General features: G+C 60.2%; 11 protein-coding genes. 2 read left to right on the plus strand and 9 right to left on the minus strand.

Annotated features, from left to right (window positions below; genetic code table 11):
- The 9 genes from hemH to Q4Q11_RS28225 form a co-directional block, all read right to left on the minus strand.
- The coding region (gene hemH / locus Q4Q11_RS28185) for a ferrochelatase (RefSeq protein WP_498571535.1) at nt 1-855 on the minus strand (855 nt) is incomplete at its 3' end.
- A 196-nt stretch (nt 856-1,051) separates the two neighbouring features.
- Entirely contained in the window at nt 1,052-3,193 is a 2,142-nt protein-coding gene (locus tag Q4Q11_RS28190; protein WP_498571536.1) for a 5'-nucleotidase C-terminal domain-containing protein, read from the minus strand.
- A 138-nt stretch (nt 3,194-3,331) separates the two neighbouring features.
- The gene (locus Q4Q11_RS28195) at nt 3,332-3,655 is read right to left on the minus strand and encodes a hypothetical protein (protein ID WP_498571537.1); all 324 of its coding nucleotides are present in this window, start codon (nt 3,653-3,655) and stop codon (nt 3,332-3,334) included.
- Between the two features lie 28 nt (nt 3,656-3,683).
- Nucleotides 3,684-4,070 (minus strand): outer membrane lipoprotein Omp10, encoded by a 387-nt coding sequence (gene omp10, locus Q4Q11_RS28200; protein ID WP_112503024.1) that lies wholly within the window; start codon nt 4,068-4,070, stop codon nt 3,684-3,686.
- Between the two features lie 181 nt (nt 4,071-4,251).
- A complete protein-coding gene (locus Q4Q11_RS28205) occupies nt 4,252-5,703 on the minus strand; it encodes a homospermidine synthase (protein WP_113213606.1) in 1,452 nt (483 codons plus the stop codon).
- A 267-nt stretch (nt 5,704-5,970) separates the two neighbouring features.
- Nucleotides 5,971-6,255, minus strand: a complete 285-nt coding sequence (locus Q4Q11_RS28210) for a YciI family protein (protein ID WP_112503029.1) — start codon at nt 6,253-6,255, stop codon at nt 5,971-5,973.
- Between the two features lie 4 nt (nt 6,256-6,259).
- Entirely contained in the window at nt 6,260-6,901 is a 642-nt protein-coding gene (locus Q4Q11_RS28215) for an aminotransferase class IV family protein (protein ID WP_498571538.1), read from the minus strand.
- Nucleotides 6,886-8,046 carry an aminodeoxychorismate synthase component I gene (locus tag Q4Q11_RS28220; protein WP_498571539.1) on the minus strand — a complete coding sequence of 387 codons (1,161 nt, stop codon included), beginning with the start codon at nt 8,044-8,046 and terminating at the stop codon, nt 6,886-6,888. Before Q4Q11_RS28220 ends, Q4Q11_RS28215 begins: the two co-directional genes overlap by 16 nt.
- A gap of 25 nt (nt 8,047-8,071) precedes the next feature.
- Nucleotides 8,072-9,919: a M3 family oligoendopeptidase gene (locus Q4Q11_RS28225; protein ID WP_498571540.1), complete on the minus strand. Its 1,848-nt coding sequence runs from the start codon at nt 9,917-9,919 to the stop codon at nt 8,072-8,074.
- Nucleotides 9,920-10,139: 220 nt separating this feature from the next.
- Between Q4Q11_RS28225 and Q4Q11_RS28230 the strand changes: the two genes are divergently transcribed.
- Nucleotides 10,140-11,720, plus strand: a complete 1,581-nt coding sequence (locus tag Q4Q11_RS28230) for a sigma-54-dependent transcriptional regulator (protein ID WP_112503040.1) — start codon at nt 10,140-10,142, stop codon at nt 11,718-11,720.
- 175 nt (nt 11,721-11,895) lie between these two features.
- The coding region (locus Q4Q11_RS28235; protein WP_498571541.1) for a peptidoglycan L,D-endopeptidase MepK at nt 11,896-12,151 on the plus strand (256 nt) is incomplete at its 3' end.

Raw genomic sequence — 12,151 nt, forward strand, 5'->3', positions numbered from 1 at the left:
GAGTACGGCGATACGCTTGATGCCGCCCCTGGCGAGCTCCTCCACCGTCTTGTCGGTGTAGGGCTGCAGCCATTCCTCCGGACCGAAGCGGGACTGGAAGGTGACCATGAATTGGTCCTCGGATAGGCCAAGCTTCTCGCGCAGCAGGCGGCCGGTCGTCTGACAGAAACAGTAGTAGGGGTCGCCCAGCCTGAAATAGGACATCGGGATGCCGTGGAAGGACGCGATGACCTTTTCGGGCTGCCAGTCCAGCGTCGAGAGGTGCCGGGTCACGGAATTGGCAAGCGCTTCGATATAGGTTTCGTCGTCGTGATACTGCGGCACGGTACGGATTGCTGGCTGCCAGCGCATCTTCTGGAGCTTCTCGAATGCCTTGTCGTTGACGGTTGCCGTCGTTGCCGCCGCATATTGCGGATAAAGCGGAAAGAGCACGATGCGCTCGCAGCCTTCGTCCTTCAATGCCTGGATACGGTCGGCAATCGAGGGGTGGCCGTAGCGCATGGCCCAGTCCACCCGGATATTGGGCAGGTCGCGCAGCCGCTCGGCCATCATGTCGGCCTGGTTGCGCGTATAGGTGCGCAGGTAGCTCTCGTTCTTTTCCTTGTTCCAGATGGTTTCATAGGCCTTGCCGACCTTTTGCGGACGGGTGTTGAGCACGATGCCGAAGAGGATCGGATACCATTTCCACCGCGACCACTCGATGACGCGGCGATCGGAGAGGAATTCCCGCAAGTAGCGGCGCATCGAGGAATAGTCGGTGCCGTCGGGCGTTCCCAGGTTGATGAGCAGCACGCCAACCTTGCCGTATTTCACGCTCGGATGGTCGGACGGAAACGCGGTCTGGTTTGCTGTCATGGAATGAATTCCTCTCAAGATACGAAGCACTTCACATACTGCATAATTCCTTGGATCGGGATCGATTTAAGGAATTATGCAGCAGCTTTAAAGTGCTGCGGCGACTTTTGCGCGTCATAATATGATGCGGCGTTTTAGGAACAAAAGCCGGCCCGGGAAAGCCCGGACCGGCTTTGACATACGAGACAAATCGTCCTTACTTGGCCGGAATCCTCAGCTTTTCGCCGATGGTCAGGTGATGCGGCTTGATGTTGCGGTTGGCGGCCACGAGTTTGCGCCATTGCCTGGCGCTGCCATAATAGGTCTTGGCCAGATCCCAGAGCGTGTCGCCGGCGACGACAACATGGGTCGTCGGTGTTTTCGGCGGCTCGTTTGTCTTTGCCTGCGGAGCGGCTGCTGCCGGAGCCGTGGTTGTCGGCGCGGACGCGGCCGGGCTTTCTGCCGCTGGGGCCGATGTCGCCGGCGCCGGCTTTGCCGATTCCGAATTTGCCGGAGCGGACGGTGTTGGCGTCGGCGTCGGGTTTGCCGGTGTGGCCGCGCTAGGCGCAGTCACCGCAGGAGGCGAAGAGGCAGGCGCCTTCACTGCGGGCGAGGCAGGGGTGCCTTCGGCTGCGGCGGGTGCCGGTTTTTGCTCCGGCGCAGCCTGGGGCTTGGTATCGGCGGGTTTTGCCGGTTCCGGCTGCGCGGCAGTCTGGGCGGGGGCAGTCTGGGCAGGGGCAGCCTGAGCTACGGGCGCGACTTGGGTCACGCGGCCGTCCGTATAGGGCTTGTAGGGGTTGTGCGCGGCAAGATAGTCGGCGACCACCGATTCCAGATTTGGGCCGAAATCATAGGCATTCTTGGCATTCTTCGCGAAAACCGTGTAGCCGTCGCCGCCGGCGCGCATGTAATTGTTGCTGACGACGCCGTAGGTCTTCGCGGGGTCGAGCGGCTTGAATTCCGTGCCTTCCTGTACCTCGACGGAGACAAGGCGGCTGCCTGCCGGCTTCGACTTGTCGAAGCTGTATTTGAGGCCGGCAACCTGTGGGAAGCGTCCGGCACCGTCATCGATCTGGCTGAGGCCGTTTTCGAGCGCTGCCTTCACATCCGCGCCGGTCAGCTGGAACGTTGCAACCGTGTTCTGGAAGGGCAACACGGTCAGCACGTCGCCCATGCTGACATCGCCGGCGCCGATGGAGGCGCGCAGACCGCCGCCGTTCTGGATAGCGATGGAAATGCCCTGCGCCTTGGTGCGGTCGAGCATGGCATCGGCGACGAGGTTACCCATCGAGCATTCCCGTACACGGCAGACTTCACGGGCGCCTTCGATCGGGCCTTGCGAGCTGCCGATGACTTTCTTGCGCAATTCCTCGATCGGTTTGGCCATCTCCTGCACGCGTGCGAGGATCGCCGGATCAGGCTTTATGGAGGAATCGAGCAGGATCGGATCGCCCTTGGCGTCCTTGACGGCGCCGTTGTCGTCGAAGGTGATGACGAGATCGCCGAGATACTTGCTGTAGGAAGCAGCCTGGACGACGGGAACCTTATAACCGGCCGGATTGTCGACCATGGTCGGATAAGGGCCGGCTGCCTTCGGGTCCGTGTTCGACAAGAGCGTATGCGAGTGACCGCCGACGACGACGCTGACGCCGGCGATCTTGGCGATCTTTTCGACATCACGGGGATAGCCGACATGGGTCAGCGCGATGATCTTGTTGACGCCCTGCGACTTCAGCGCATCCACCTCGGCGTTGATGGCGGCGGCATCGTCGGTGATCTTCACATGCGGCCCGGGAGAGGCGAGGTCGGGCGTTTCGGTCGTCACGGCGCCGACGATGCCGATCTTCTGGCCGCCAATATCGAGCACGATCGACTTCTTGATGCGGTTGCCGAGCTTCGACTGGTCGTCGACCACCAGATTCGCCGTCACGACCGGGAATTGCGCCTTGTCGAGGAACGCGGCCAGCGGGCCTTCGCCATCATCGAACTCATGATTGCCGACCGTCATGGCATCGATCTTCATGTCATTGAGGAATTCGACCTCGGCGGCCCCTTTATAGGTCGTGTAGAACAGGGACCCCTGGAAATTGTCGCCGGCATCGAGGACAAGCAGGTTCTGGCCGGCAAGTGCGGCGCGCCTCTGGTCGATGGCCGCCTTCAAGCGCGCAGCGCCGCCGAAGCATTCGTTCTTGGCCTCCTCGGCCGCGGAGCAGGTCGCGTCGAACTTGTTGATGGACTCCACGCGCGAATGGAAATCGTTAAAGTGCAGGATGTTGAGCTGATAGTCCGCGAAGGCGGCGCTGGTGCTCAGCGCCAGCAGCGTGGCGGCCAAAAAACCCACTGCGAAGGGCTGCTTCATCTGTCTCTCCTGTTGCTCATTGCAATCCGGCCCGCCTGCGCCCCTGCGGCGGTCCCCCACGCAGATGTTTTCATCACAGCGGAGCGAGTGCAAGCAAAAGCTGTTGGCTTCATTGGGATTTCGCAAAGCAGCCGCGTATCAGCCGCAGGCCTCGACCGAGGCCGCCCCATGGGATTCGCGCAGCGCCGCAACGGCATTCCAGCCGACGGAGCAGAAGACGAGGGCACAACAGAGGGAGGCGACAAGATGAAGGCGCCGATTCCGCTTTCGATATAGCAGGATAGCACCGGCGCCGTAGATGAGCAAAGCGGGTATGGCAAAAAGGAGAATGCTTGCCGGGCCGTCGCAATCAAGGGCGTCGATGCCCTGAGCCTGATAGCTGTTCACGGGGAGGACCGTCGCCAGAAGGGCGACGGGCAATGCTGTGATAAGTGCCAGATAAAGGATCAGCGTGCGGCGCATGATGCCTTATCCGTCCATCGGGTCTCTATCAGCCTTGGCGATTGAGCGAGAAATGGCCGCCGGTTTCGGAGGTGCAATTGAGCTGGCTGGGATTGGCCAGGAAGCAATTGACCTTCGATGAGGTGCGCTTGATATTCGAATAGAGATTGATCTGGATCATGCCGGATGGGTCGGTGGTGTAGGTTCCCGAGGCCATCTGCTGGTTGGTGCCGTCTGTGGTATGCGTTTCGAATCGACCGGCGATGAAGGTCGAATTCAGGCCGTTCGAATCGGCCCAGCTGCCTTCCACCGCGTTTGCTCGCGGCGCCGCGCCGGTGTTCATTGCCATCGGCGGCGGTCTTGAGCCGCCGAAATCGACGCAGGCAGACAGAGCTGCCGCGGCAGCAACGAGGGCAAGAGTGGTTCGCATCTTCATAAATATCTCCCGCGAATAAGAGCGGACTAAAGGCGTATCGGTTGCAGCGAAGATGCCGTGACCATTGGGCTAAAGCAAGGCTTCACAGGCGATCTGCTTGATTTATCTGGTTTGCGTAACAAAAATGCCCGCACGACCTGTGCGGGCATTCGAGCATTGCATTTCGCGAATGCTATGCCTTTTAGCGAACGAGGATGTTCCTGAACTGCCAGGGATCCTTCGTGTCGATGTCTTCCGGGAATAGGCCCGGGCGGCCATCGAGCGGGGTCCAGTCGGTGTAGTGACCTTCAACCGGGCCGAGATAGGGCAGCTGCACTTCGAGGCAGCGCTTGTAGTCGATCTCGTCGGCTTCGACGATGCCGGCGGTCGGGTTTTCGAGTGCCCAGACCATGCCGGCGAGAACGGCCGAGGTCACCTGAAGGCCAGTGGCATTCTGGTAGGGAGCGATGCGGCGGGTCTCTTCGAGAGACAGACGCGAACCGTACCAGTAGGCGTTCTTGGCATGGCCATAGAGCAGCACGCCGAGTTCGTCGACGCCGTCTTCCAGTTCGTCTTCGTCAAGAACGTGGTGAACCGGCTGCGGGTTGCCGCCATTGCCGAACATTTCGTGCAGCGAAAGCACGGCGTCGTTGGCGGGATGGTAAGCGTAGTGGCAGGTCGGGCGGAAGGTGACTTCGCCGTCCTTGTCGCGCACGGTGAAATAATCGGCGATCGAGATCGACTCGTTATGCGTGACGAGGAAGCCGTACTGCGGACCCGGCGTCGGGCACCAGGTGCGGACGCGGGTGTTGGCGCCGGGCTGTTCCAGATAGATGGCAGCCTTGCAGCCCTTCTTGTGCTTCTTGGCGTTCTTCGGCATCCATTCTTCATGGGTGCCCCAGCCGAGTTCGGCCGGCTGCATGCCTTCGGAGATGAAGCCTTCGACGGACCAGGTGTTCCAGAAGACGTTGAGCGGCTTCGGATGCTTGGTACGCTGCGTGTCGCGCTCGGCAATGTGGACGCCCTTGACGCCGACCTTCTTCATCAGCTTGGCCCAGCCTTCGCGGTCATGCTGATCCGGCTCTTCGAACTTCAGGCCGATATCCTTGGCGAGGTTGACGAGCGCCTGCTTGACGAACCAGGAGACCATGCCCGGATTGGCGCCGCAGGTGGAAACGGCCGTCGCGCCGCCCGGGTTCTTTTCCTTCTCCTTGCGCATGGTTTCGCGCAGCGCATAGTTGGTGCGGTCGGCGTTTTTCAGACCCTTGTCGAAGTAGAAGCCGAGCCAGGGTTCGACGACGGTATCGATGTAGAGCACGTCGAGCTTGCGGCAGAGCTTGACCAGGTCGAGCGAGCCGGTATCGACCGAAAGGTTGACGCAGAAGCCCTGGCCGCTGCCTTCCGTCAGAAGCGGTTTCAGAAGATCCTTGTAATTGTCCTTGGTGACATATTCCTGGATATGGCGGACGCCATGCTTTTCCAGGATCGCCAGGTGCTCGGCGTCCATCTGCGGGTCGATGACGACCATCCGGCTCTTGTCGAATTTGAAATGGCGCTCGATCAGGGGCAAGGTGCCACGGCCGATGGAGCCAAAGCCGATCATTACGATCGGACCGGTAATTTCGGCATATACCGGATAGTTGTGTTTCGTCATTCTTTTCTCCTTCGAAAGGCAGGGTGCCGTTCGGTTCACGAAATCCAATTAGAGTTTGCGCGAAAGCGCTGGCAGAGTTTGCGCGAAAACGCGAGGTGAGCGGCTCTAATCATAATTTGATGTCACAATAAAGAGCTGTTGAGGGTTAGCCGGGCAAAGTCAAGTGGGGGCAACATACACGCCTTATGCGACGAGTTTGTTGCCTTAAAGGTTGGTTTTCGCTGACATAGGCGGAATGTGACGGCGGAATGTGGCGTCTCCCGCCAATCACGCTTTGAGAGCCTCCAGGCCATCGGTGAAAGTGGTGAGTGCGATTTCCTGGACCTCGTAAGCTGCGACGCCATGGATGGTGAAGGGGTCCGCGGCGACGTAGGCCTCCAGTTCGGCACGCCCGCCACGGGCGAAGATGACGCCGCCGGTGCGCGGCACCTTGCGTCCCGATGCGAGGAACCAGCCCTTCGCATAGCCTTCTTTCACCCAGGCCATATGCGGTTCCATGTGCTTGTCGGCTTCGTCATTGCCCTTGAGGTAGGTGAGCGAGAGAATGAACATTCAATCAATTCCATAGGAGTTGCGCGCGGATCAGGCCGCGCAGGGAGTTTCCGACGTAAAGGGTGCGGTCTTTCAACTCGTCGAGGCGGATGCGGCCGACGCGGGCCTTGCGCTGGCAGATGAGTTCGGTGCGCAGGACGCCGGCGAGCAGGCCGGCTGATATGGGAGGGGTGCGGAGCGCATTCGGGCCATCTTCGAGGAAGACGGAGGTGATCGTTCCCTCGCACACCTCACCTTTCTCATTGAGGAGCAGCACTTCGTCTGCCTCGTCGGGCCGGTATTCCGCGCGAGCCGCTTCGTAGACGCCTCGGCGTGTAGTCTTGACGCGTAGCAGCTTGTCGGCGGAATCGAGTCTGGTTGCGGCAATGCGGACGCGCCAGACCGTATCGGGCAGCAGTGGAACAAAGGGGGCGGTCGTTACCTCCATTTTGCCCTCCCGCTTCAGCGTCAGCCGAACCCTCAAGGGTGTGGCGGCGCCAGCGACAGCCTGTTCCAGGTTTCCGAGCACGCTCTTGGGGGTGGAAAAGCCGAGGCGGCGGGCTGAGCGCTGCAGCCGGGCGAGATGCAGACGCAGACGAACGAAGCCGGCTTCCGGCTCGTAGCGCAGCGTCTCGATCAGGGAAAAATCCTCTACCGGTCGATCCATCTGTCCCCCACAGCGAAGCGTGCCTTGAGAAGGCATTCTTCATATTCCGCTTCCGCCGTGGAATCGAAGACAATACCTCCGCCGACATTGAACACCGCCCGGCCGTCGCCGAAAAGCGTGATCGTGCGGATCGCCACCGAAAAACGCATTGCACCTGTCGGCGAGATCATGCCGATCGCGCCGCAATAGGCATCGCGCGGGCCGACTTCGAGGTCGTGCAGGATTTCCATAACCCGCATTTTGGGGGCGCCTGTTATCGAGCCGCAGGGGAAGAGGGCGGCAAGGATATCGCGGATCGATATGCCCGGAAGCAGCTTGGCCTGCACATGACTGACCATCTGGTGCAGCGTCGGATAGGTCTCGATCTCGAAAAGCTTGGGGACGTCGAGCGTGCCGACCTCGGTGATGCGCGAGATATCGTTGCGCAGCAAGTCGACGATCATGCGGTTTTCGGCCTGCGTTTTTTCGTCGGTAAGCATGGCGGCGATGATGTGCTCGTCCTCGGCGGCATTTGCGCCACGCCTGGCCGTCCCCTTCATCGGATGCGTCTCGATCCAGCCGCCCTCGTCCGTGCGGAAGAAGAGCTCCGGCGAACGCGAAAGAATGATCGGGCCTCCGAGGTCGACAAGCGCGCCGTATTTCACCGGCTGCCGTTCGATCAGCGACCAGAAGGCCGCGCGGGGATCGCCGCTCCAGCGGGCATGGATGGGCATTGTGAGGTTCGCCTGATAGCAGTCGCCCAGGCGCAGGTGCTGGTGCAGCCTGTGGAAACGCTCCTTATATGTATCGAAATTCCAGGCGGCTTTCGGCTCCGTCAGAAATTCCTGGTTTTCCAGGCGCTGCGCCGGCTGGCCAAGCGGATGATCCTCGTCGGCGGGGCCATCGAAAACGCCAAAGCAGAGGAGCGGCGTTTCCCTGTTCTCCTCGGCGAAGGATGCGAGTTTCCCTTCGAAAAGATGCCCGGCTTCGTAAGCGATATAGCCGGCAAGCCACTTTCCCTGCCGTCTGGCCTTTTCCATGCGGTCGAGGGCATCGAAGAAGTCAGCCCGCGCATGGGCCGTGATGATCTCGGCCGGTTCGGCAAAGAGCATCACCTGTCCGGTGCTGTCGTCCCTGAAGAGGACGTAGGGTATGGCGTCGGCCATTGAGCACTTCTTCAGCGGTAGGGTGTCAGGCGCCCTTATCTAGCGCTTCCAGCTCGTCGATCAGCCCTTCGATCATCGACAGACCCTTGCTCCAGAACGACGGATCGGTCGCGTCGAGGCCGAACGGCTTCAGGAGTTCGGAATGATGCTTGGTGCCGCCGGCCTTCAGAAGCTCGAAATACTTTTCCTGGAAGCCTTTTTCGGCGTTGCGGTAGACCGCATAAAGCGAGTTCACCAGGCAGTCGCCGAAGGCATAGGCATAGACGTAGAAGGGCGAGTGGATGAAATGGGGGATATAGGCCCAATAGGTCTCGTAGCCCTCGGAGATCTTGATCGCAGGGCCTAAGCTTTCGGCCTGTACCGAGAGCCACAGCTCGCCGATATTGTCCGATGTCAGCTCGCCATTCTTGCGGGCGGTATGCACCTTGCGCTCGAACTCATAGAAGGCGATCTGGCGCACGACCGTGTTGATCATGTCCTCGACCTTCTGGGCGAGCATCGCCTTGCGTTCGCGCTTGTCGGTGGTCCTGTCGAGGAGCGCGCGGAAAGTCAGCATTTCGCCGAAGACGGAGGCGGTCTCGGCCAGCGTCAAAGGCGTCTGGCACATCAGCGCGCCCTGACCGCCGGCCAGCACCTGATGTACGCCATGGCCAAGCTCGTGGGCCAGCGTCATGACATCGCGGGGCTTGCCCATGTAATTGACCAGCACGTAAGGGTGAGCCGAGGGCACGGTCGGATGTGCGAAAGCGCCCGGCGCCTTGCCTGGGCGAACCGGCGCGTCGATCCATTCCTCGTCGAAGAAGCGCTTGGCGATGGCGGCCATTTCCGGCGCGAAATTGCCGTAGGCCGAGAGAACCGTTTCTTTCGCATCGGTCCAGGGAATCAGCGCATTCGGCGTTTCCGGCAGCGGCGCATTGCGGTCCCAGAAATTCATCTGGTCCATGCCGAGCCACTTGGCTTTCATCTTGTAATAGCGATGCGACAGGCGCGGATAGGCGTCGCGAACGGCGGCTGCCAAGGCATCGACGACCTCGCGCTCGACGCGGTTTGCCAGATGCCGCGAATCGGCAATATCCGCGAAGCCGCGCCAGCGGTCGGAAATTTCCTTGTCCTTGGCAAGCGTGTTGGTGATCAGCGTGAAGGTGCGCAGGTTCGCCTTGAAGGTTTCGGCAAGCGCCATTGCCGCCTTGCGGCGCACTTGCGGGTCCTGCTCCTGCAGCATGTTGAGCGCGACTTCCAGCGGCTGCTTTTCTCCGTCGATCTCGAAGCGCAGTTCTGCCATCGTCTCGTCGAACAGCCGGTTGAAGGCGGCGGCGCTCGTCATCGATTTCTCGAGGAACAGCTGCTCCAGCTTGTCATCGAGCTGATGCGGCTTGTCCTTGCGAAGGTCGACGATCCAGGGGCGATAGTGGCCGGCCGCGGGGTCGTTCGCCATGCAGGCATCCATGACGGCGTCGTCGATGCGGTTGAGCTCCAGCGGAAAGAACAGCAGATGTGCGGCGTAATCCGTCAGCTTCGCCTGGACGTCGCCGTAGAGCTTGCCGTTGGCCGGATCGATGGTATTCGAAAAATAGGTGAGGCCGGCGTAAGAACCGAGGCGGCCCATGATGTCGTCCAGTGCCTCATACTCCCTGATGGCGGCGCCGATGCCGGCTTCGCCCGATTTAGCGGCAGCTTCGGTAAGCTTGCCCTTCCATTTTTCCTCGAAGGCGACGGACATCTTGCCGGCCTTTTCCATGTCGCCGAGGAATTCCGGCGAGGTCGCCGACGGATAGAGATCGCTGAGCTTCCAGGCCGGCAGGTCACCGAGCGCCTGGCCGGCGGCCGAGCTTGCGGAGAAGTTAAGGGAGGAGCGGAGCGAGGTCGGGCTCATGGGCGATATTTCCTCTGCTTTTATTTTTCGGACGGTCCGATACGTTCGTGTCTAGTCGGCTGAAGTGGCCACGGCAAGGCCTGATTTTCCAGCACCCGCGATTGATTCATAAGCAATTTTATATTCGTCATAATGATTAAAATGCGATGGTTTGGCAAAACTTCATGTTCAAGCCTTTCTGCGAATGTCCATGTCAGGTTTCGCATGAAGTGAGGCACCAATGACCGTTTACAATAGCGCCAAGGGGGGCGCGCAGATTCTCGTTGTTGAGGATGATCCGATTCAACGCCGTCTGCTCAAAAATGCCATCGAGCGGCACGGACACGTTGCCCATTTGGCAGAAAATGGCCGTCTCGGCCTAGAGTTCCTGAAGCGTGGCAACGATCAGATCAATGTGATCGTGCTCGATCTCATGATGCCGGAAATGAACGGCATCGAGTTCCTGGGCGCACTGAACGATATGGGTATCGACCTGCCTGTGATCGTGCAGACGGGGCAGGGCGGCATCGACACCGTGGTGCAGGCCATGCGTGCCGGCGCCTTCGATTTCGTCGTCAAGCCCGTGTCGCCGGAACGCATAGCTGCGTCCATCGCCAATGCGCTCAAGCTCGACCAGCGTGAGGCAAAAGCTCGTGCCGGGCGCAAGTCGCGCTCCAGCGCGATCACCTTCGATGACATCGTTTCCGCAAGCCCGGCGATGATGCGCGTACTCGATCTCGCCCATCGCGCGGCGCAATCGAACATCCCGGTCGTGCTGGAAGGCGAATCCGGCGTCGGCAAGGAACTGGTGGCCCGCGCCATCCAGGCTGCCAGCGATCGGGCCGGCAAGCCGTTCGTGACTGTCAACTGCGGCGCGATCCCGCACAATCTGGTCGAGAGCATCCTCTTCGGACATGAGAAGGGCGCGTTTACCGGCGCGGCCGAGCGTCATGTCGGCAAGTTCATGGAGGCCGACGGCGGCACGCTGTTCCTCGACGAGATCGGCGATCTGCCGCTGGAAGTCCAGGTCAAGCTGCTGCGTGCCGTGCAGCAGGGCGAAATCGAGACCGTCGGCGCGCGTGTCGCGCAGAAGGTCAACGTTCGGCTGATCTCGGCGACCAACAAGGATCTGATCGAAGAAGTCAAGGCAGGACGGTTCCGCGAGGATCTCTACTATCGCCTCAACGTCTTCCCGATCACCATGCCGGCCCTGCGCCGCCGCAAGGAGGATATCCCGCATCTGGCGCGCGCCTTTGCCGACCGGTTCGCACTGGAGCAAAAGCTTGACCACCCGCTTGGGATCAGCAGCGACGCGCTTGCGTTGCTGACGGCCTATGATTGGCCTGGCAACATCCGTCAGCTCGAAAATGCGATCTTCCGTGCGGTGGTCCTGTCCGAAGGACCGGAGCTGCTCGACACGGATTTTCCGCAGATCGCAGCGCAGTTGCCTGGTTATTTCGCTGCCGAACATCCGGCCTTAGTTGTGGATAATTCGCATGCCTATTCGGCGGACGCCGCCGTGGATGAAAGAGCCGAGCGGTTCCCGCACGGGATTTCCCTTGGTGCCGCTGCAACTTCTCCGCTTCCTGCCGGCGATGTTTCGGCTTCGGCTTCCGACAATGTCATCGTCAGCACCAACACATCGGGCGATGTGCGGAAACTGGCGGATGTGGAGGAGGAACTGATCCGATTTGCTCTCAAATTCTATCGCGGGCAGATGAGTCAAGTGGCAAGAAAGCTTGGTATCGGACGTTCAACTCTCTATCGCAAGTTGAAAGACTATGGGATAGACCCGGATGACCCGCAAAAAAGCGCCGCATGAAGGAAAGCTTAACGTTTAGGCAAGCATATTTTGTTACCCGTCGTAAAGCACTTGTTAGTGCATCGTTCACCATGTATGAAGAGGGCGACCATGTGTGGCATTTTTGTCATCGTGTCACCGCAATTGACAGCCATTTGGAACACGATGCGACATTGTCTGTCGGACGGGGATCGAATTGCCGAATTTGAGTGGAAATACCAAGCCTAAAAGCTTGAGCAGGTTTTCTGCGTGCTCGGATTTATTTCGCAAGGTGGCCAAGGTAGCAGCCGTTGGTCTCCTTGCTTTGGCTGTTTCCACCCCTGTTTTCGTCGGCACCCCCTCTCAGGCAGGCGGTGAAACCCGCAGCCTGAAGATCTATTACGTCCACACCGGCGAAAAGGCCGTCATCACCTACAAGCGCAACGGCAAGTTCGATCCGGACGGTCTGGAGA

The organism is Rhizobium sp. UFLA01-1127 (assembly GCF_059803845.1).